This window comes from Meinhardsimonia xiamenensis (genome assembly GCF_900102905.1).
In the GTDB taxonomy this organism is placed as follows: Bacteria; Pseudomonadota; Alphaproteobacteria; order Rhodobacterales; family Rhodobacteraceae; genus Meinhardsimonia; species Meinhardsimonia xiamenensis.
On record NZ_FNFV01000013.1, the window covers coordinates 1 to 20,414 of the forward strand.

The 20,414-nt window shown below is 66.4% G+C and carries 16 protein-coding genes and 1 pseudogene; 9 read left to right on the forward strand and 8 right to left on the reverse strand.

Going from position 1 to position 20,414, the window contains the following annotated elements; all coding sequences use genetic code 11:
• Positions 1-136: 136 nt before the first annotated feature.
• The 6 genes from BLQ14_RS14800 to BLQ14_RS14825 all read right to left on the reverse strand — a co-directional run bounded on the left by BLQ14_RS14800 (position 137) and on the right by BLQ14_RS14825 (position 9,086).
• Positions 137-1,354, reverse strand: coding sequence for an O-antigen ligase family protein (locus BLQ14_RS14800; RefSeq protein ID WP_092501348.1), 1,218 nt, complete (start codon positions 1,352-1,354; stop codon positions 137-139).
• A gap of 73 nt (positions 1,355-1,427) precedes the next feature.
• Positions 1,428-3,677 (reverse strand): polysaccharide biosynthesis tyrosine autokinase, encoded by a 2,250-nt coding sequence (locus BLQ14_RS14805; RefSeq protein WP_245657134.1) that lies wholly within the window; start codon positions 3,675-3,677, stop codon positions 1,428-1,430.
• On the reverse strand, positions 3,674-4,126 hold the full coding sequence (locus tag BLQ14_RS14810; RefSeq protein WP_342670253.1) for a low molecular weight protein-tyrosine-phosphatase: 453 nt from the start codon (positions 4,124-4,126) through the stop codon (positions 3,674-3,676). The genes BLQ14_RS14805 and BLQ14_RS14810 overlap by 4 nt, the downstream gene beginning before the upstream one ends.
• 198 nt (positions 4,127-4,324) lie before the next feature.
• A complete protein-coding gene (locus BLQ14_RS14815; RefSeq protein ID WP_245657135.1) occupies positions 4,325-6,217 on the reverse strand; it encodes a polysaccharide biosynthesis protein in 1,893 nt (630 codons plus the stop codon).
• Positions 6,218-6,432: 215 nt separating this feature from the next.
• On the reverse strand, positions 6,433-7,500 hold the full coding sequence (locus tag BLQ14_RS14820; RefSeq protein WP_092501349.1) for a ParB/RepB/Spo0J family partition protein: 1,068 nt from the start codon (positions 7,498-7,500) through the stop codon (positions 6,433-6,435).
• Between the two features lie 197 nt (positions 7,501-7,697).
• The gene (locus tag BLQ14_RS14825; protein WP_170068485.1) at positions 7,698-9,086 is read right to left on the reverse strand and encodes an AAA family ATPase; all 1,389 of its coding nucleotides are present in this window, start codon (positions 9,084-9,086) and stop codon (positions 7,698-7,700) included.
• Positions 9,087-9,543: 457 nt separating this feature from the next.
• On the opposite strand from BLQ14_RS14825, the gene BLQ14_RS14830 reads away from it, so the two are divergent.
• The 9 genes from BLQ14_RS14830 (at position 9,544) to BLQ14_RS14870 (ending at position 18,990) form a co-directional block, all read left to right on the forward strand.
• Positions 9,544-10,542 carry a replication initiator protein A gene (locus tag BLQ14_RS14830; RefSeq protein WP_092501351.1) on the forward strand — a complete coding sequence of 333 codons (999 nt, stop codon included), beginning with the start codon at positions 9,544-9,546 and terminating at the stop codon, positions 10,540-10,542.
• A gap of 134 nt (positions 10,543-10,676) precedes the next feature.
• On the forward strand, positions 10,677-10,820 hold the full coding sequence (locus tag BLQ14_RS15470; protein ID WP_170068483.1) for a hypothetical protein: 144 nt from the start codon (positions 10,677-10,679) through the stop codon (positions 10,818-10,820).
• A 587-nt stretch (positions 10,821-11,407) separates the two neighbouring features.
• Positions 11,408-13,219 (forward strand): glucosamine 6-phosphate synthetase, encoded by a 1,812-nt coding sequence (locus tag BLQ14_RS14840; RefSeq protein WP_092501353.1) that lies wholly within the window; start codon positions 11,408-11,410, stop codon positions 13,217-13,219.
• Entirely contained in the window at positions 13,212-14,447 is a 1,236-nt protein-coding gene (locus BLQ14_RS14845; protein WP_170068481.1) for a glycosyltransferase family 4 protein, read from the forward strand. The genes BLQ14_RS14840 and BLQ14_RS14845 overlap by 8 nt, the downstream gene beginning before the upstream one ends.
• Positions 14,434-15,270, forward strand: coding sequence for a sulfotransferase family protein (locus tag BLQ14_RS14850; RefSeq protein ID WP_092501355.1), 837 nt, complete (start codon positions 14,434-14,436; stop codon positions 15,268-15,270). Before BLQ14_RS14845 ends, BLQ14_RS14850 begins: the two co-directional genes overlap by 14 nt.
• 61 nt (positions 15,271-15,331) lie before the next feature.
• Positions 15,332-16,648, forward strand: coding sequence for a DegT/DnrJ/EryC1/StrS family aminotransferase (locus tag BLQ14_RS14855; protein WP_245657136.1), 1,317 nt, complete (start codon positions 15,332-15,334; stop codon positions 16,646-16,648).
• Positions 16,645-17,637, forward strand: coding sequence for a methionyl-tRNA formyltransferase (locus BLQ14_RS14860; protein ID WP_092501357.1), 993 nt, complete (start codon positions 16,645-16,647; stop codon positions 17,635-17,637). Before BLQ14_RS14855 ends, BLQ14_RS14860 begins: the two co-directional genes overlap by 4 nt.
• A complete protein-coding gene (locus BLQ14_RS14865) occupies positions 17,634-18,311 on the forward strand; it encodes a PIG-L deacetylase family protein (protein ID WP_092501358.1) in 678 nt (225 codons plus the stop codon). Before BLQ14_RS14860 ends, BLQ14_RS14865 begins: the two co-directional genes overlap by 4 nt.
• Positions 18,292-18,990, forward strand: coding sequence for a sugar transferase (locus tag BLQ14_RS14870; protein ID WP_092501359.1), 699 nt, complete (start codon positions 18,292-18,294; stop codon positions 18,988-18,990). Before BLQ14_RS14865 ends, BLQ14_RS14870 begins: the two co-directional genes overlap by 20 nt.
• 78 nt (positions 18,991-19,068) lie before the next feature.
• Here the strand turns inward: BLQ14_RS14870 and BLQ14_RS14875 are convergent.
• Positions 19,069-19,308: pseudogene (locus tag BLQ14_RS14875) on the reverse strand (transposase); the annotation flags it as partial.
• 78 nt (positions 19,309-19,386) lie between these two features.
• The coding region (locus BLQ14_RS14880) for an IS5 family transposase (RefSeq protein ID WP_092501360.1) at positions 19,387-20,414 on the reverse strand (1,028 nt) is incomplete at its 5' end.

Below are 20,414 nucleotides of genomic sequence, written 5' to 3' on the forward strand. Positions count from 1 at the left end.
TTCAAGGCTCAGGTGCGTGTAGGGACGGGGCATCGGGCTTCCTTCTGTAACCTGCTGTCTTGGTACAGAAGTTGCACTTCGTTTGTGAATCTGCCCCCTTTCAAGGGGTCAAGATTCTAATTGTGATTATGTAATTTCATGCCATATCCCCGTCGCGCGGGAGGGCCATGGCGAGGAGGAGCGCGAAGAAGCCGGTGAGCGCGTCCATGTTGAAGAAGACGTCGAAGCTCATGTAAAGCGCGATGGCCGGCAGCGCCGCGATGAGCGCCCGGCGCATGTGGACAGGCTCGGCCACGCGGGCGAGCCGCACGACGAAGAGGAAGAACCCCGCGAGGAACACTGCGCCGAAGAGACCGTAGCCGACGAGGTGGCGGAACCAGTCGCTGTGAAGGTGCGTGGCGGGCATGCGTATATCGCTCATCTGCGCGATGAACCCTTTCACCACATCCATCTGCCCGGGGAGACCCCAACCGAGAACGGGACGCTCCATGAAGGCGACCCAGCTGCCCTTGTAGATCAGGATGCGGCGGCCGAGCGTGCCATCGCTCAGATCGCCCGCCGCCACCCGCCTGAGCGCATCGCCAAGCTGCGCGAGCTCTCCCCGCACCGGCGGCAGTGCCAGCAGAAGCGCCGCCACCGAGGCCGCCCCGACGAGCGCCGCACCAAGCCGCCAGGGGCCGAGGCGGCGGGCGTACAGTATCCCTAGCGCAAGCCACCCTACACCGAGGCTTCCCCAGGCGAGCTTGCTCTGGGTGAGCACCACCACCGCCGCGACAAGACCGGCCGCAAGCGCATCGGCCCACGGCCGAGACCCGCTCCCCTCGAGCGCGCGCGAAAGAAGCACCACCGACATCAGCGCCATGACAAGGCCGAAGGGGATCTGGTTGAGGTTGAGGCCCGTCACCGGCATGAAGCGCCCGCCCTCCACAAGGCTCGCCACACTAGGCACCGCCAGCGCCAGCGCCGCCAGCACCGCGAGGCGGAAGCCGAGCATGATCTCCCCCTCCCCCACCCGCGCGGCCCGCAGCGCCACATGTGCAGGCACGATGGCGATGAGCGGCAGGTAATTGACCCCGGTCGAAAGGAGGCTTCGCACCGGCGCGCCGTTCACGATGTCGACGGCAAGGAGAAAGAGATAGAGTCCCGCCGCCCAGCGAAAGAGCCGCCGGACCTCAGGCGCGGGGCGCACCCCGCGGCGAAGGAAGACGAGCCCCGCGAGGCCCAGAAGCGCCAGCGCCACCGTGCCCCCCGGCGAGCTCACGCAGAGCGGCAGCGCGGCGATGGCAAGCCAGCGCACCGCGCCCTCCAACACCCCCCGCCGCGTCGGCAAGCCGGCCTCGACCGCAGCGCTCATGGCTCATCTCCCCGCAGCATGCACGCGCGCGGCCCATGCCGCAGGCGGGCGGCGCCGTCAACCGCCCCTGCCCTCACTCCTCCTTCCGCTTGCCATAGGCGTAGCGGTAGCCATAGCCATAGCGGCTCCGCGCCTTCTTCGGGTCGAAGCCGCTCAAAACCGCGCCGGTGAGCGGCACGCCCGCGCTCTCGAAGGCGCGGATCGCCGCCTCCACCTCCTGAAGCGGCGTGACGTCATGGCGGGCGACCATGAGCGTCGCCCCCGTCACCCGGCCGAGGATCACCGGATCGGTCACGGCAAGCACCGGCGGGGCGTCGAAGATCGCCAGGTCATGGTTCTCGGCACACCACGCCACGAGTTCGCCGAGCGTCGGCCGCATCAGAAGCTCGGAGGGGTTGGGCGGATAGCGCCCGGTCTCGATGATCGAAAGCCCCTCCACCGGCCCCGCGATCAGCGTCTCCTCGGGCCTCGCGTCGCCCGCGAGAATCTCCGTGAGCCCGAGCTGTTCCTTCGGCGCGTCGAAAAAGCGGTGCAGCTGGCCCCGGCGCAGATCGGCATCGATGAGGCAGACGCGCTGGCCGGCCTGCGCCGCCACCACGGCGAGGTTGGCGGCGATGAAGCTCTTGCCCGCGCCCGGGTGCGGCGAGGTGATGGTGACGGTCGGCGTCGGCGCATCGAGCATGCCGAAATGCAGGCTCGTGCGCAGTGAGCGGATGCCCTCCACCGCCAGCTCATGGGGGTCGGTGAGCGCCACCACCGGCAGTTGCCCGCGCCGCGCGCCGCCCGTGTCCCCCTTGCGGCTGTAGTTGACGGTGGCGAAGACGGGCAGGCCCATGCGCTCGATGTCGGCGGCATCGCGCACGCCGTGGCGCATCCAGTTGCGCACCAGCACGCCGCCGCTGCCGAGCATGCCGCCCAGAAGCATCCCCAGCGCCAGAATGAGCGGCACCTTGGGCGCCACCGGCTCGGGCGTGGCGGCCGGTTCGTCGACGATGCGCACATTGCCGATGGCGCTGGCCTTGAGCATCTCCACATCCTTGGCACGGGTGAGAAGCTCGACATAGGCGCGCTGCGCGAGATCGACATTGCGGGTGAGGCTTGCAAGCTCGCGCTCGGCCTTGTGCTGCGCGCCGAGCTCGGCCTTGAGCTCGGCAAGCCGCGCCTCAAGCCGTGCCCTCTCCTCCGGCGCAGCGGCCGCGGCATCGTCGAGGGCGGCGAGCCGCGCCTCGAGCCGGTTGATCTCGTCGCTCAGCGCCTTGGTCTCGGTCCCGACGGTGGCGTTCTTCTCGCGGAAGGCGTCAAGCGCGGCCTCCGCCCGGCGCAGCGCCAGAAGCGCGCCCGGAAGCTGGCTGCGGATGAACTCGAGACTCTTCTCCGCCTCCGCCGCGCTGCGCAGGATGTTCTGCTCGACATAGGCCTTCACGATCGCATCGAGCACCTCGACATTGCGCGCCCGGTCCGGCCCCGTCAGCCGCGCCTCGAGAATGCCCGAGCCCCGCCCGCGCTCGCTGACCGAAAGCCACTCCTTGCGCAGCTCGTCGATGGCATCGAGCATCCCGACCTGGCTCAGAAGAAACACCCGCCCCGGTTCGGCGGCAATCTCCGCCACGGTGAGGGTGAGCCCCGTCTCCTCATCGCTCGCCGGCGCCCCGACCCGGCCCTCGAGCGCGCGCCCGTCGGGCAGCGCGAGGGTGAAGCTCCCCTGCCCCGTCACCGTCAGCGCCATCTCCTCGCCCTGCCAGCGCGGCGGCACGGAGAGATCGGCAAGCCTCAGGCCCTCGCCCGCCCGCACGAAACGCGCAGGGATCAGCCCGTCGAGCACCGGCAGACGGAAGCGCGAGAGCGCCGTGCCCACGAGCGGCACGCGCAAGGGCTCCACCCGCCAGTCGAAATGCGAGCGCTCCACCCCCTGCCCCAGCACCATCCGCGACTTGAGAATCTCGATCTCGGTGGCGCTGCGCGGCTCCTCGCTCATCAGCGAGGCAAGGCTCGAGGGCAGGGCGAGCGCGCCGCTCTTCTCCTCAAGCTGGATCAGCGCATCGGCCTGATAGGTGGGCGGGGTGTTGAGGATGTAGAAGCCGCTTGCGAGCAGTCCCAGCGCCGTGACAAGCGCGATCCAGAGCTTGCCGCGCCAGAGCGTGCCGAAAAGCTCCAGAAGGTCGATCTCGTCATCCTCCGGCGCGGGCGGCACGGGCCGCGCGGGCGCGGGTTCGGGCGAAAGGCGCGCTCCGGCCTCGCGGGGCCTCTTCAGGGGCTTGTCGATCAAGGGGCTGTCTTCCACGGTTTCGGGCCCGTCCTTGGCTGTTGTCGCGTCAGGTTTCACTTCGCAAGCCTCTCCGCCCAGGCGCTGGCGGCCTCGTCAAGGAGCCTGAAAGTGGCCTCATGAATCGCCTCCGGCTTGCGGTAGGGGTCGGGGATGCCGCTTTTCCCCGTCCATTCATCGAACAGCATGGTGCGCCCGGCAAGGGCGGGGGCGAGAGAGGCGATTTCCCGCCGATGCCAGGGCTCCATCACCAGGATGAGATCATGCGCCGCGCCGAGCTCGGCAGTGAACTGCCGCCCGCGATGGCCGGAGAGATCCACCCCATGCGCCGCCGCCACCCGCGCGGCGGTCTCGTCGGCGGGATGGCCCACGAGCGCGCCGATCCCGGCCGAGGCGACCTCCAGCGCCCTGCCCCGCGCCGCAAGCCGCGCTTGCAAGAGCCGCTCCCCCACCGGCGAGCGGCAGATGTTGCCCACGCAGACCACGAGGATGGAGTGGAACAAGATCACATGCCTTCCGTCTCGCCGCGCCGCCCGGCACTCACTTCCCGAACCGCGGCGCAAGGTGCGCCACGCTCGCACAGGCGCTTATGCCCTGTCTCGGCAGTCAAGGGAAGCAAACCTCAATGAGCCCCCATTTCCGCCCTGACATGGTTTTCAGCGACTCACCCTCTATGTTCCGCGGCGAAACAGAGCTCTTTCCGCTTCTCAACTGGCGACCCCCTCCCCCGCCGGCGCATAGCCCTCCACCCGCGCGGCGACAAGCTTGCGCAGGCGCGCGGCGTCGCCCGTCTCCACCGCCGCCTCGATCTCGCGCAGCATCGCCGCGACCTCGATCTGGCTCAGCATCGTCTCCTCGGCGCGCAGGATCTTCGGATGCGGCGTTTCGGTGAGGCTGTCATTGTCGATGAGCAACTCCTCATAGAGCTTCTCCCCCGGCCGCCGGCCGATGATGCGGATCTCGATGTCGCCCTCCCCGGTCTCCGGATCCCTCACCCGCGCGCCGGAAAGCTCGATCATCTGCCGGGCGATGTCGATGATCTTCTTCGGCTCGCCCATGTCGAGAACGAAGACATCGCCGCCCCGCGCATAGGCGCCGGCCAGAAGCACCAGCCGAGAGGCCTCGGGGATGGTCATGAAAAAGCGCGTCATCTCCGGGTCGGTCACCGTCACAGGCCCGCCCGCCGCGATCTGCTTCTGGAACAGGGGCAGCACCGAGCCCGAGGAGCCCAGGACATTGCCGAAACGGACCATGGCAAAGCGGGTCTTCGGGCTGCGCGTCTGCAGATCCTGGATGACGAGCTCGGCCATGCGCTTGGTCGCACCCATGATGTTGGCCGGCCGCACCGCCTTGTCGGTGGAGACGAGGATGAAGCGCTCGACCCCCGCCTCGAGCGCGGCCTCGGCCACAACGCGGGTGCCGAGGACGTTGTTGCGCGCGCCCTCAAGCTCGTTCTCCTCCACCAGCGGCACATGCTTGTAGGCGGCGGCGTGGAGCACGATCTCCACCCCCGCCTCGGCCATCACCGCCCGCACCCGCGCCGGATCGGTGATCGAACCGAGGCGCGAGACGATCTCGATCCCCCGCCCCTCGGTCATCTCGCGCAGCTCGCGGTCGATGGAATAGAGGGCGAATTCGCTCTGCTCGAAGAGCACGATGCGCGCCGGGTGACAGTCGAGAAGCTGGCGGCAGAGCTCCGAGCCGATCGAGCCCCCTGCCCCCGTCACCATCACCGAGCGCCCGGCATAGGCCTTGGCGATGTCGGGCACGTCGAGATTGACCGCATCGCGCCCGAGAAGCTCGTCGGGCTCGACCGGGCGCAGGCTCTCCGCGAGCCCCTTGCCGGCCATGAGGTCGATGTAGGAGGGCAGCACCTGCACCTCCACCGGCAGCTTCGAGAGCGCGCGCACGAGTTCCCTGATCCGCGCCTCGGGGGCCGAGGGCATGGCGATCAGCACCCGGGCGATGCCCTTGCGGCGCACGATCTCCTCGAGCCGCGAGGGCGGATACACCTGCAGCCCGGCCACCATCATGCCCCAGAGCGAGGGGTTGTCGTCGACAAAGGCGACGGGCCGCGTCTCGGCCGCGATCCTGAGCGCCGAGGCAAGCTGGATGCCCGCCGCCCCCGCGCCGTAGATCGCCACCGGCACCCGCTCGCCCCTTGGCCCGCGCACCAGAAGCTCGCGGGCGAGAAGCCGCACGCCGGCAGAGAGCGTGAAATAGATCCCCGTAAACATGACCGGAACGGAGCGCGGCATGGGCAGCAGGAAGATGTAGCTCAGCCCCATCGCCAGCATGCCGAGAAACAGCGCGCAGATCAGAACCTGCCGGGCCGCGCGCAGCTCGAAGGTGTGAACCTTCATCCGCGCAAGCCCCATGAAATGGATGGTGGGGATCGCCGCGAAGGTGACCAGCATGATCACCTGGCCGGTATCGCCCGCCTGCGGATGGCTGAGCGGCGCCGTCGATCCAACCCGGATCGCAAGCGCGAGAAAGAAGGAAATCGGGACAAGAAGAAGATCGGTGACGAAAATGATGGCCTGTTTCGTGGGCCGCGGCAGCGCAGCGATCCACTCGACCAGGGCACGGTAGAGCTTCACGGCAATTCCCCCCAGAAATTCACTCGGCCGGCGAAATGTCCCCTGACGCAATCCGCAGGGGTTGCTGCCCTGAGTTCTCCTTAACACCGGGGGCGGCCTCCGAAAAGCCGGTTAATGGCCGCGGGTGGTGGATGGCGCGGAAATGTTTCGCACGCGAAACATTTGACCGGTTGGTCAAAATTCACCGGCGTTCCGCCGCGAAACCTTTCGCGGCCTCACCCCGCTCGCGACGCAAGCCAGGCGCGCAGCTCGGCGGCAAGCTCCGCATCCACACCGGGGCCAGAGAGGGTCAGGCGGCGGGCGGTGGCGTCGAAGCGCAGGGTGATGCCGGGGGTGGGGGGCGCGTCCGTCTCCGGCGGCGCTTCCGGCACGGCAGGGGGTGCGGGCTCGGCCGGGGTGGCCTCGCGCGGGGCCTCCGCCGCTGCTCCCTCCCCTGCCCTCTTGGCGTGAAGCGCCAGCACTTGGGCGATCACCTCCTGCTCGGCCTCCGGCGTCTGGGGCGTGGCCTTCTCGAGCGCGGCGGCGATGTCGCGGGCAAGCCCCGGCGCATCGGTGAGCTCGCGGCCGAGCTCAAGCCCGAGGCGCTCGCCGAGATGGGTGGGAAAGCGCAATACCCCGTCGAGCGTCGCGACGATGGGGATGAAGCTCTTGATCTTCGAGCGGCGCGAGCGCGAAACAGAGCCGAAGAGCCCGTTCAGAGCCTGTTTCTCGGTCGCATAGACCCCCTGCCCCACCGCCTTGAAGACGATCCGCGCGCGCTCGTAATGGCTGAGCCCGGCGCGGATCTCGTTTTCCTCCACCATCGCCACATAGGCCTCGGAAGCGTCCGACGGCCGGCGCAACACCGCCAGCACGCTCGCGAACCGCGCCTCGCCCGTCTCCTCATGGAGCCGGCGCAAGGCCCTCAGCCGCCGCCAGCCGGAGATGAGCCCGTATCGACCCTCATCCAGCTGAACCACCTCGATCGGCGTCTGCTGGCCGCGGGCGCGCAGGCTCTCCACCAGCGCCTCGAAGGCCTCGTCCTCCCCCGGCAGGCGGTCGCGCACGAGGTGGTGCTCGTCGATCGCCTCGAGGGGAAGGGGCTGGATCAGCCGGCCCTCGGCGCGGGCGGCCTCGAGCGCGCCGGTGACCTCGGCCAGGGCGGCGGCGGCAGCGGCCTCGCCGGCGACGGCGGCAATCGGCGGGGCGGAGAGCGCCGAGGGGCGCGCGGGCGCCTCGGGCGCGTGCGGGCTCAGTCTCTGAATCGGCGCAGGATCGATGACAAGGCGGCGGCGCTTGGCCATGGGTCAGTCTCCCTTTCCGGAACGGGCAGGGTGGGGCAGGGCGGCAAAGGCGGGGTTAGCGTTCCGCACGCCGAGGCGGCGCGGCGCGAAACACGCGGTGAAACACGGTGCGAAATGTTTCGCGCGCGAAACATTTGACCATCTGGTCAAAAACGCCCTGCGAAAGGTTTCGCGGCGAAGGGGGCGAGGCAGGGGGCTCACGCGGCGGCCTCCGCCCGGGCCTTCTCCTCCCGCCGCCAGATGCCCAGGAGGAGCCGCTTGAAGGCGGCATAGGTCTCGTCGAAGGTCATCCGCCCGCGCACGTAGGTTTCGCGGTTGAAGTCGCGGTAATCGGCCTCGTAGATGCCGGCGACCTGCTCGCCGGCCTGTCCGATGAGCGCGGTGAAATCCTGCCGGTGCGGCGAGAGGGTGCGCCCCAGATAGGCCTGCATCAGCGCGGCCATCTCCGTCTGCTGCGAGGCGTCGAAGCGCGTGATCACGGCGCGCACCGCATCCCATTCGAAGCTGAGCTCCTCGCGCCCGAGCGCGCGGGCGGCGATGTTCTCGGCCTCCTCGATCGAGGCGAAGGTGGAGTGCAGCATGTCGAAGAAGCGCCCCGTGGAGTCGAACTCGAGAAACGAGGCGCCGAGCGGCACGAGCAGGATGTCGGCCGCCGCAAGCCCGTTGATGGTGAGATAGCCAAGCGCGGGGGGCGTGTCGATGAACACGAGGTCGTAAGTCTCGAGCACGCCGCCCTCGGCCAGCGCGTCGCCGAGCGCGTCCCACAGCTTCCAGCCGCGCGCGCCCATCCGCCAGACCGGGATCTGGAACTCCGCCCAGTAGAGGTTGAGCTGGGCGCCGATGAGGTCGATGTTGGGCCAGTGGGTGCGCTGGATGACATCCGCCGCGCTCATCTTCAGCGCCTCCGAGAGCGTGTCGTCAAGCGGCACCGGCGCCTCGCCGCGCGCCACCCGCGCCTGGTTCTCGGCGCGCAGATGCTGGGCGTAGTGGCGGGCGAGAAGCGGGAAGACCGTCTGCCACTCGTCGGCCACCCGCCCGCCGAAGATCGAGGTCATGGAGCCCTGGGAATCGAGGTCGACGACGAGCACCCGGTAGCCGTCGAGCGCGGCGGACATCGCCAGATGCGCCGCCGTCGAGGTCTTGCCGACACCGCCCTTGAAATTGGCCACCGCCACCATCTTCGCCGGCAGCCCCTTGGGCCGGTAGGGCAGATACTCCTTGGCCTTGGACCCCTCGGCGGCGAAATGGGCGCGCAGCTTCAGCACCTCCTCCAGCGTGAACCATTTCGCCCCGCCCTCCGTCTCCGACCGGCCCTGCGGCAGCTCTGGGTGCTGCTTGAGCACGCGGCGGAAGTGAGCGGTGGCGACGGGGATGAGATAGCGGGTGATCTCCCAGGTGGAGAAGAGCCGCAGCTGCTTGCGCCCCTGCTCGTCGAGCCCGCGGCTGGCAAGGTCGGCCCGGCCGCGCGCGCAGGCCTCGGCGATAGCGGCGAAATCGGCGGCCCGCGCGGGCGGGTCAAGCTCGGCCTCGGCGCGGTCGGGGTCGATGTTGAAATAGGGGGGGAGGGGATTTGCCTCGCTGGCCATGAACGACGTGCCTCTTGCCCGATGTGCTGCGTTTTTCCCCTTATACGCAAAAACCGCGCACATGGCACGAAAGAAATGACGCTTTCCCGAACACCCTGATTTTTCAAAGCGATTCGCGCAGGTAGGTCGAGGCGCGCGGGCGGGGGGAGGGCATCAGACAGCCCGCGGGCCAAGTGTTATCATGTGTTAGATATGTGTTAAGGGTTTTCGCGCTTCGCCCAAGCCATTGAGGTTACAGGAAGATCCGGCGCGTTTGCGGGTTCGGGCGATTCCGAAGCCACGATAACGCGACTCCGAAACCACGCCTCTCCGACTCCGAAGCCACGATGACGCGCGGCGCTTTTCTGGACCGCGGGCCGCGATCGCCTTAGGCTCGGCGTCACCGAAACCACGAAGCCGGAAAGGCGCGAGAGGGCAGGGCGGGGCAGTGGCCGGAGCGGCAGGGCAGGGCAGGGCGATGCAAGGCGGGGGGCGCGGCGCGCTTCTGCCCGACCGTCACCCGACGGGCGATTTCTTCGTCTGCGACATTCTCGATGCCATCCCCAAGGATGACATCGGCACCATGGAGCATCCCGTCTTCTCGCTCGCCACGCGGCCCGACCGGCGCATCCTGCGCTATGCGCGCGGGGGGGTGGAGATCACCGTGACGCCCTCGGTGAAGGGGCTTGCCACGATCCACGACAAGGATGTGCTCATCTACTGCATCAGCCAGCTCGTCGCCGCCCTCAACGCGGGCCGCGCGGTGAGCCGGACGCTGACGCTCAGGGCGCATGACCTGCTCGTTGCCACCAACCGGGAGACCTCGGGCGACGGCTACCGGCGCCTGCGCGACGCCTTCGAGCGGCTCGCGGGCACGCGCATCACCACCAATCTCGTCGCCGGCGACTACGAGACCACCGCGGGCTTCGGCCTCATCGAGAGCTGGGAGATCCTGCGCCGGACGCGGGGGGGCCGGATGATCTCGGTCACCGTGACGCTCTCGGAGTGGCTCTTCCGCGCGGTGCTGGCGAAATCGGTGCTGACCATCAGCCGCGACTACTTCCGCCTGCGCAAACCGCTGGAGCGCCGCATCTACGAGCTCGCGCGCAAGCATTGCGGCCGGCAGGAGAGCTGGCGCGTGTCGGTGGCGGTGCTGCACGAGAAGTCGGGCTCGGCCTCGCCGCGGCGGGTGTTCCGGGCGATGCTGCGCCAGATGGCGGCCTCGAACCACCTGCCCGACTACGAGATGGAAGAGGAGGCGGGCGACATCATCCGCTTCACCTCGCGCGCGGCTGTCCTGGAAGCACCGCCCGTGTTGCGCGCCGAGACGCTCGAGAAAGCGCGCGCGCTCATGCCGGGGGCGGATGTCTACGCGCTTGAGGCCGAATGGCGCGGGGTGTGGGCCGCCACGGGCCGCGCGCGGCTGCGCTCCCCCGACGCGGCGTTCCTGGGATGGGTGAGGAAGCGGGTGGGGTAGGGGGCAAGCGATTTTGCGCGGCTTTCCCGCGGGGGCTGTGCTCCGTCTTGCCCCCTGCGGGAAGATGCGGCATGGCGGACCCAATGAAGAACTCGGTCACGAGTGCCGTTTGCAACTGTAAGGAGCCCATCGGGATGAGCGCATCTCTGGAGATGGGCGGCAGCACGTCAGAGGCATGGAAGGAGAAGCCGCCGAAGCTCGCCCAGAAGGACGCTGGTCGGCGCCGCATGCTGAAGAGCGGCCGCTGCAAGCGCCGCGCGGCGCGGATGGAGATCTGATGGCTGAAATCGCTGCTCCAGTGTTCGGTTACAAGAATTACATCACTGCCCCCCTTGGGCCGATCCGCAAGCGGTCGGTGACAGAGGTGTTCGGGGGAGTTCTCAGGCCGGTGGTGATAGGTTCCTCACTTTACGACGCTCGAGAGTTTGGACGCCCTCTCGCCCCCGGAAACATCGCGCTGGTGGTCTGGGCCGGCACCGCTTATTCGTGTGCACGATCGGGATGGCACGTGGGCGGGCGAAGATCAGGCTCTCGAACATTGTCTGCAATACGAAGCAGCTCGCACCTTTGGAACAACGGGAGATGGCGGCATGAGGGTATGCTTCGGCCGAAAGGCCTCGCAACTTGTGGAAAGTGCGGGGCTCAGCCAAAGTAGGCAGCGGCAAGAGACCTGAAAAGCTGGGGGAAAGCGCTCATCTCCCGTTCTTTCGGTAGACAAAACTGCGGAGCCCGCTGGTGACAAGCTTATCGAGGTCCAGCGAATCAAGGGGCTCTGATCGCGGCAATGATAAAGCATGAGCCGAGGGATGGGGCGGCGAGATCAACGACCTAGACCACAAGGCTAAGAACTTATCAGGAACATACCATGTGTGGCATCTTCGGGATTATCGCAAATGCAATAATTGACGCGCGGGATCTGGCCTCGCTCGCCCGCCATGCCGAGCAGCGGGGGCGCGACTCAAGCGGTCTCGTCGTAGTGCGGGACGACGGATATGACGTCCAGCGGGCCGACTTCGAGATCAGGAAGCTGATGCGCAAGGTCAGCTTGGGCGAGTCCGGCCTAGCAATGGGACACAGCCGGCTGATTACCAATGGCCTGTCCGACAACCAACCGGTCGTTCGCGATGGTATCATCGTCATCCATAACGGCATCATCGTGAACCACGAGGAAATCTGGCCGACGCTGACCCGCCCGCGCGAGCTCGAGGTCGACAGCGAGGTGATAGCGGCCATCGCGGCGGACCACCTCGATGCCGGCGGTGCGGTCGAGGAGATCGGCCAGCTTGTGCTAGAGAAGTGCAAGGGGACCATCTCCTGCGCCCTTGCAGTACCGCGTCTGGGCAAGCTGCTGCTGTTTTCCAACAATGGGAGCCTCTATACCGGCACCAAGGACGACAATCTGTATTTCGCCTCGGAATCCTATGCGCTCAACCAGCTGGGGTGCGCCGATGTCGGCCAAGTGTTTGACACTGTCACAGCGGACATTCCGGTGCATGACACCATCAAGGTCTCCGATATCCGGGCACGGGTGAAGAACCTGATCCCTACGCTAATCCTGAACAGCACCGAAGAGGCCCTGCTGGTCTATCCGGAGCCCGAGATTCGCCGCTGCACCCGGTGCATCCTGCCCGAGACGATGCCCTTCATCCGCTTCGACGAAGAGGGAGTCTGCAATTACTGCCACAATTACAAGCCGCGCAACGTGCCCAAGCCCAAGGAAGAGCTGTTCAAGTTGGTCGAGCCCTACCGCAGGGCGCACGGCCCGGACTGCATCGTTCCGTTTTCGGGCGGGCGGGACAGCTGCTACGGGCTGCACCTGATCGTCGAAGAGCTGAAGATGAAGCCGATCACCTACACCTATGACTGGGGCATGGTGACAGATCTTGGCCGGCGCAACATCAGCCGGATGTGCGCCGAGTTGCGTGTGGAAAACATCATCATTGCCGACGACATCGCGAAGAAGCGCGAGAACATCGCCAAGAACCTGAAGGCTTGGCTGAAGGCGCCGCATTTGGGGATGGTCAGCATCCTGACCGCCGGCGACAAGCACTTCTTCCGCCATGTCGAGACGATCAAGAAGCAGACCGGCATCAACCTCAACCTGTGGGGCATCAACCCGCTCGAGGTCACCCATTTCAAGGCCGGCTTCCTGGGGGTTCCGCCGGATTTCGAGGAAGACAAGGTGTATTACAACGGCGTGCGCAAGCAGCTGCGCTATCAGTGGCTGCGCGTTCAGGCGATGCTGAAGAGCCCGGGCTATTTCAACAGCTCGCTGTGGGATACTCTGTCGGGCGAGTATTATCGCAGCTTCATGAAAAAGTCGGACTATTTTCACATCTTCGACTACTGGACGTGGGATGAAAAACTGGTCGATCAGACCTTGGCGATGTACGACTGGGAAAAGGCCCCCGACACCAACACCACTTGGCGGATCGGTGACGGCACGGCGGCGTTCTACAACTACATCTACTACACCGTTGCCGGCTTCACCGAGCACGATACCTTCCGCAGCAACCAGATCCGCGAGGGGCAGATCTCGCGTGAGGAGGCCTTGGTCCGAGTAAAGGACGAGAACCGGCCGCGCTATCCCAACATCAAGTGGTATCTTGATGCGATCGGCTTCGACTTCGAGAGCACGATCCGGACCATCAACGCCATCCCGCGCCTCTATGCTTGATTCGGGCTACCGGGCCGGCCGCCGGCCGACGCTGACCATCCTGTGCAAATACGGCAGCGTCCCGAACGAAGGGGTGCTGACGCGGGTCTTCTACCTGGCCAAGTATCTGGTGCGGGAAGGAGTCGACGTGACCCTGATGATCTCGAGTTCCAACCACACGGGGGCTGCCTCGGTCCGGCCGGGCACGCGGATGATCGAGGGGGTGCGCGTCGTCACCGTCAAGACTCCGCCCTACGAGAACCGCGGCCGGCGCGCGCGTATCTGGTCGTGGCTTGTGTTCGAGCTCCGGTGCCTGCTGTTCCTGCTGGCCAGGGAGCGGCAGGATGTCTACCTGGCTTCGTCGCCCTCCTTGCTCAGCGGCCTGACCGCCCGCTTCCTGGCACGGCAGCGGCGGTCGCGCTACATTTTCGACGTGCGCGATATCTGGCCGCTCACCTTCACCGAGGACAGCAACATCAACCCCAACGGGCTTGCCTATCGCGGGTTCGAATGGATCGAACGGGTAGTCACCCGCGATGCGGCCTTCGTGATGAGTTCGATCCCGCGCCTTGACCTTTACAACGCCGAGGTCCTCGGCATGGAAAAGCCGTTCCTGTTCTTGCCGATCTGCGTTGACGAAGACGTCGTTCCCAAGGATGACGGGCCGGATTTCCGCGATCCGCGCGACGCCGACCGGCTCGTGGTGGGCTACAGCGGCAGCATCGGCGTGACCAACAACCTCGACCCGCTGATCGACACGATACTGTCGTTGCGCGACGATTCGCGCTTCCTGTTTAAGATCGTCGGCAAAGGGGCTCTGCTGCCCGACTACAGACAGAAGCTCCAGGGCTGCGACAACGTGGTGTTCCACGATGCCGTTCCGCGCGACCGAATTTGGCGGTTCTACGAGGCGATCGATGTGGGCTATGTTTCGACCCACGATTCCAAGCTGTGGCGTTACGGGCAGTCCCTGAACAAGCTGGTCGAATACATGAACAACGGGGTCCCGGTCATCATGTCTTATCCCGACAGCGGATATCGCACAATGCTGAACGAGGCCAAGGCCGGCACCTTCATTCCGGCCAACGACCCCGCGGCGCTTCGCGAGACCTTGGAGGCCTATGCGCGGATGCCGGCCACCGAACGGGCCGCAATGGGCGCCCGGGCCAAGGCCTGGATCGCCGAGCACAGAACCTATGCGCCCCATGTCCGGCGGTTTTATGAAGAGGTGTTCGGTGCCGGTGCTTGATTTCGTCTTCATCGGCCCGGGCCGGTCGGGGACAACCTACATGCATTCGGTCATCCGCCAGGACGCGCGCATCGCCCTCCCGCAGGGGATCAAGGAAACCAATCATTTCCTGACAGGGGGGAAGGAATCGGAAGACCGGTTCTGGCACTACTTCCCAGCCGATTGTGCAACCCGCGCGCGGCGTGGGGAAGTGGCCAACATGTATGTCTACGACCCCGGGGCGATTCCCAACTTGGCGTCGATGGGCGCGCAGCTGACGCTTCACACGATCCTGCGCAACCCGTTCGACCGGCTGGTGTCCAGCCTGCGGTTTCGCTTGGCGGCGGGGGAAATCACCCACTTCGCTGGGTTTGAGGATGCGCTGAACCGCTATCCCGACCTTGTCGAGCAGAGCGCCTATGCCACGCTGCTAGGCCCCTATATGGCGCAGTTCGGCGAGCGTCTGAAGGTCTACGCCTTCGACGATCTGATGTCTTCCCCCGACAGCGTTGTACGGCAGTTCTATGCCAATATCGGCTTGGACGCCCCCCATCCGATCCCGCTCGAGCGGGTCGACCGCAACATCGCCCGGACGCCCCGCTCGCGGCTGCTGGTGCGGCTCGGTCGACTCGTATCGGATAGTTTGCGCGCCGTGGGGATGCTGCGCCTTCTGGGGCGGATTAAGGACAGCCGGCTCGTCTCGAGGCTGGTGTATTGCGAAGATCCCCTGCGGGTCGAGGTGTCCGACTGGCCAGCCGGGGTCGTGGCTAGGCTGAACGACGAGATCGACCAGCTGTCGCGGCTTCTGGGGCGGGATTTCTCGCACTGGAAGCGCCCCGGCTGACCCCCCGCCTGCCGGTGTCCGTCGGGCTGGGTGCCTTCCGGCTGCCGGTCTTGTTCTCAAGTTGCTCGCCGGCCAGATCGGAGACTATAACAAAAACAAACCCGCCTGCCTTTGCCCCCGGATGACGCTCGCTTCGCGATTTCCAGAAGCTTCGGACTCCGAGCGGCGGGGTGCCCGACATGCTGGGGTTGATCATGAGGGTGTGACGTTGACGACTTTCGATTTAACATCCATTCCATTTTTTCGCCCAAGTCTCGGTGACGACGAAATCGCCGCTGTTACCGAATGCCTGCGGTCGGGGTGGCTGACGACCGGGCCGAAATGCGCCGCGTTCGAGAATGCCTTCGCCGCCCGCATCGGGGACGATGTCGAGGCGGTCGCGGTCAACTCCGCCACCGCCGCTCTGCATCTGGGGCTCGAGGCCATGGGCGTGGGCCCGGGCGACGAGGTCATCGTGCCGACCCTGACCTTTACCGCCACCGCCGAGGTGGTGCGCTATCTCGGGGCGACCCCGGTCATGGTCGATGTCGAGGCCGACACCCTCTGCATCGATCCGGCCGCGGCGGAGGCCGCGATCACCGAACGGACGAAGGTCATCATGCCGGTGCATTTCGCCGGGCGCATGTGCGACATGACCGCGCTGCGGGCGCTGGCCGACAGGCACGGGTTGAAAATCCTGGACGATGCGGCCCATGCGCTGCCCGCCCATCACCGCGGCCGGCCGGTCGGCAATTGCGGAGCGGATGCGACGGCGTTCAGCTTCTATGCCAACAAGACCATGACCACCGGCGAGGGCGGGATGCTGGTCACCGCCAACCCCGAGCTGGCCGCCCGGGCCCGGGTGATGCGGCTGCACGGCATCGACCGCGACGTGTTCAACAGGTTCACCGATAAGCGCGCCAGCTGGTTCTATGACGTCATCGCCCCCGGCTTCAAATACAACCTGACCGACATCGCCGCGGCCATCGGGCTCGTGCAGCTTGGCCGGGTCGACGACTTCGTCCGCATCCGGACGGAACGCGTTGCGCGTTACAACAGCGCCTTTGCCGACCTGCCGGTGATCCTGCCGCCGGGACCCGCCGAGGGGGACCGGCATTCTTGGCACCTCTACATCCTGCAGCTGTCCGACCGGGCGCCGCTGGCGCGGGACGACTTCATCCGCGCGCTTCAGAGCGCCGGCATCGGCGTGTCGGTACATTACCGACCGCTGCATCAGATGACCCTGTGGAAGCGCTTCACGGAGGGCCGCGCGTTTCCCAATGCCGACCGCATCTTCACCCGCTGCGTGTCGCTGCCGCTGTTCATGTCAATGACCGATGCCGAGCAGGACCGGGTGATCGAGGTCGTGCGCGACGTGCTGGGGGGCGCGGCGGCATGACGCAAACGCTACCGGCCCTGCGCATCGGCTGGTTGAGCCATCATGTCGAGGGGATCAGGCCGCTGAAGGCTATCCTTGCGGCCGGTTTTCCGGTCCATGCGATCATCACCCTGGAGGACGAGCTGCGGGCCAGAAGATCGGGCGCGGCCGATTATGCCGGCATCGCCGCCGCGCACGGGATTCCGCTGCACCATGTCCGCAATGTGAACGACCCCGAAGCCGTCGCGCTGCTGAAGGGGCTGGAGCTGGATATCCTGTTTGTCATTGGCTGGTCGCAGATCCTCCATCCGCCGGCGCTGCGCAGCGCAAGGCTCGGCTGCCTCGGAGCCCATGCCTCGCTTCTACCGGCCAATCGCGGCAGCGCGCCGGTCAACTGGGCGCTGATCAAGGGCGAAAACCTGACCGGCAACACGCTGATGCGCCTGGCCGAGGGGGTGGATGCCGGCGACATACTGGCGCAGCGGCCGATCCCGATCACCCCGTTCGACAACGTCGCCACCATCTACGACCGCGTCGCCGAGACTAATTGCGAGATGATCCTCGAGCTTTTGCGGGATCTGTCCGCCGGCAAGCCGCTTCAGGCCCGCCCTCAGACCGACGTCGGCGCGCCCCTGCTGCCGCGCCGCCGCCCCGAACACGGCCTGATCGACTGGGCAACCCCGGCCCGGCAGGTCTATGATTTCATCCGCGCCCTCACCCGCCCCTATCCCGGTGCGTTCTCGGCGGCGGACGGCGTGCGCATGACCGTGTGGCGCAGCGCGCTTCTGCCGCTCTCCGGTTCGCTGGCCGCGCCCGGCACGGTTCTTGGCCCCTTGATCTCCGATACGCCGGAGGCCTGCGGGCTGATTGTGGCCTGCGCGGAAGGGGCCGTTGCGGTGCTGGAACTCGAGGAGGACGGCAGCAAGACCCTCTCCGGACCGGCGCTGGCGCAAAGCGGAATAACCAGCTTCGCCGACCCGGGGGAAAGCCGGAGACAAAACCAGAGATGACAAAGCGAAACGTATTGGTAATCGCCGCCCATCCCGACGACGAGCTGCTCGGAGCCGGCGGCACAATCGCGCTTCACACCGAGACCGGCGACCGTGTGACCTGCGTGGTGGCTGCGGCGGGAGCCCTCAAACACGACAGCGATGGCCGCAAGGGGGTGCATGACCAGGCGCGGCGCGCCGCCACCGTGCTTGGCGTCGAGGAGCTGATGCTTCTGGATTTTCCCGACCAGGGCCTCGACCGGTTCTCGCTCGTCGAGATCATCACGCCCCTTGAAGAGATCGTGGGCCGGGTCCGGCCCGAGGTGGTGTATCTTCAGTATGGCTACGACATCAACCGCGATCACCAGCTCCTGTTCCAAGCAGCGCTGGTGGCGACCCGCCCGCTGGAGAAATTCATCCAGGCGATTCTGGCCTTCGATACCGTCAGCTCCACCGAGTGGGCCTATCCGCGCAGTTTCGTGCCCGACACTTGGGTCGATATCTCCGCCACGCTGGAGAAGAAGATCGAGGCGATGGCCTGCTATGAGACCGAACTGCGGGACTGGCCGCACCCGCGCTCGCTGCATTCCCTGCGCGTGAAGGCGGAAAGCGCAGGCTCGCAGGTTCTGGCGGAGGCCGCCGAATGCTTCATGACCATCCGACGGGTGCTGCGGAATGGCCAAACGCCTGTTTGACATCGCGCTTGCCACCCTTGCCCTGCTGCTGTCGGCCCCGTTCGTGGCGGTTGCCGCGCTCGGCATCCTGCTCTCCTCGCCCGGGCCGGTCTTCTACAGGGCGCGCAGGGTTGGCCGCGGCGGCAGCGTGTTCACGATGTACAAGTTGCGCACCATGCATGTGACGCAAGACGGGACCTCGGCGATCACCGCGCCCGGCGACGTTCGCATCTTTCCCTTCGGCAACCTGATCCGCCGCCTGAAGATCGACGAACTACCGCAGTTCTGGAACATCCTGAACGGGGACATGTCCGTGGTCGGCCCGCGCCCCGAGGCCCCCGAGATTGTAGATAAAATTTACACGGACTGGATGCGCGAGACATTGCGTGTCCGGCCCGGTATCACAAGCCCAGGCGCCATCTACAATTATCTCATGGCCGAGGTGTTGCTCGACGATACCGATCCAGAAGGTACTTATGCACGCAACCTCCTGCCGCCGAAGCTTGCTCTCGAGCGGGCTTATCTGGAGCGTGCGACTTTTTTCAGTGATCTAGTCTATATTGCTCTGACTGGGTGGGCCATCATAGCTCATGTTCTCAGGCGTGATGTACGCTTACCAGAGGTCGACATCACTAATGCCCATCGGTGGGCACCACAGGGGCCCTATCCCAACGAGCGTACGTCACAGCGTCACGGATAGTGTCCCGGGAGATGGTAGAAACTCTGCGTCTTCATCGGTGTGACGCCGGGTGGACACCTTGATTAGAGCGTTTTTCGATCAGTCTGCATCGTATCCACAAGCGGCGAAGTAGTTTGCGCATTCCTGCGGTGTGAAGCAGTCAACAAACCGCCCAATTGCGTTCCAGAGGCCATCAACGGAGCGCTCGGCCGCCTTTCTGAGCAGCGCCTTGAGCTTGGCGAAGGCCATTTCGATCGGGTTGAAGTCCGGGCTGTAGGGCGGGAGGAACAGAAGCTGCGCGCCCACCGCCTCGATCATTTCCCGCACCGATGCCCGCTTGTCACCGGTGATTTTTGCCCCGTATTCCCATCACCCAACCACCATCTCGTCGCCCGTGATTTTCGCCCCGATTTCCCTTCACGTGACCATCGGATCCTGTCGCCACGTCCCCAGGAGCGCCCTGAGCCGTAGGGCGGGCGCCAGGATCCAGAGCCAAAGAAGCCTCAGCCAGCGGGTCATGAGGCGCAGGTTGTGGCCCGCGGCGCAGAGCAGCGCGTTGATCGCATCGCCGTCGGGACCGGCGAGGTGGTTTCGTTCAAGAAGGACGTCGGCCTTCATGTGGCCGATGACCGGCTCGATCGCGTTTCGCCGTCGCATCTCGCGCCGGATGGTGGGTGAGGCGATCCCGCGCGTGTGGCTGAGGATCACCTCGAGCCCCTCGCGCTCGACGCCATGGCCACGGTAGCCGCGGTCGACATAGGCGCGCTTCACGCGCCGGCCGGTGAGCCGCTCGGTCTGGGCAATCTGCGCCGCGAGGCTGTGGCCGTCATACGGGTTGCCCGGCAGCGTGCGGGCGCCAAGGACGAACTGCCCGCCCTTGCAACGCTCGTTGGTCACCGCAAAGGACGCCTTGACCCCGAACTCGTAGCGGCTGCGCGCCTTGCCTTTCCCGATGCATTCGACCTCCGGCGCGTGCAGCGCATAGAGCTTGCCGCTGTCGCCGGGCGCCTGGGTGAGGAGCTTCTCGGCGCGTTCAAGGGCGGTCTCGAATGCCGCCTCCAGCTCCGGCTTGCCCTCGGTCCTGCGGCGGATGTCGCGGGTGAGCCGGCCGAGCCAGGTGCGCATCTTGGCGACCCATCTGAGGCCCTGCCTGTGGCCGCGGCCGTGCATCAGCCGGGCCGCCTCGCGCCGCGCCCGGACCATCACGCGGGCAAAGGACTGCCGCAGCTTCACGCGCTGGCGCTTCGCGATCCGGTTGAGCCATTCGGTCGCGCGCAGGATGAGGTGGCTGTCGGTCGGATGCGCCACCGCCTTCGTCTGCACGGTGGTATCCACGGTGATCCGCTCGAACTGGCGCTCGTTCACCGCCCCGGTCTCGAGCGCGAGCCGGATGGTCTCGGCCAGCAGAAGTTCGATCTCCTCCGCGCCGATCCGCTTGCGCCAGC

What these genes read in the sequence shown, in the direction of transcription:
- BLQ14_RS14800 (WP_092501348.1), bottom strand. Translation starts at nt 1,354, where the DNA reads ATGAGCGCTGCGGTCGAGGCCGGCTTGCCGACGCGGCGGGGGGTGTTG.
- BLQ14_RS14820 (WP_092501349.1), bottom strand. Translation starts at nt 7,500, where the DNA reads ATGGCCAAGCGCCGCCGCCTTGTCATCGATCCTGCGCCGATTCAGAGA.
- BLQ14_RS14825 (WP_170068485.1), bottom strand. Translation starts at nt 9,086, where the DNA reads ATGGCCAGCGAGGCAAATCCCCTCCCCCCCTATTTCAACATCGACCCC.
- BLQ14_RS14830 (WP_092501351.1), top strand. Translation starts at nt 9,544, where the DNA reads ATGCAAGGCGGGGGGCGCGGCGCGCTTCTGCCCGACCGTCACCCGACG.
- BLQ14_RS15470 (WP_170068483.1), top strand. Translation starts at nt 10,677, where the DNA reads ATGAGCGCATCTCTGGAGATGGGCGGCAGCACGTCAGAGGCATGGAAG.
- BLQ14_RS14840 (WP_092501353.1), top strand. Translation starts at nt 11,408, where the DNA reads ATGTGTGGCATCTTCGGGATTATCGCAAATGCAATAATTGACGCGCGG.
- BLQ14_RS14845 (WP_170068481.1), top strand. Translation starts at nt 13,212, where the DNA reads ATGCTTGATTCGGGCTACCGGGCCGGCCGCCGGCCGACGCTGACCATC.
- BLQ14_RS14860 (WP_092501357.1), top strand. Translation starts at nt 16,645, where the DNA reads ATGACGCAAACGCTACCGGCCCTGCGCATCGGCTGGTTGAGCCATCAT.
- BLQ14_RS14865 (WP_092501358.1), top strand. Translation starts at nt 17,634, where the DNA reads ATGACAAAGCGAAACGTATTGGTAATCGCCGCCCATCCCGACGACGAG.
- BLQ14_RS14870 (WP_092501359.1), top strand. Translation starts at nt 18,292, where the DNA reads ATGGCCAAACGCCTGTTTGACATCGCGCTTGCCACCCTTGCCCTGCTG.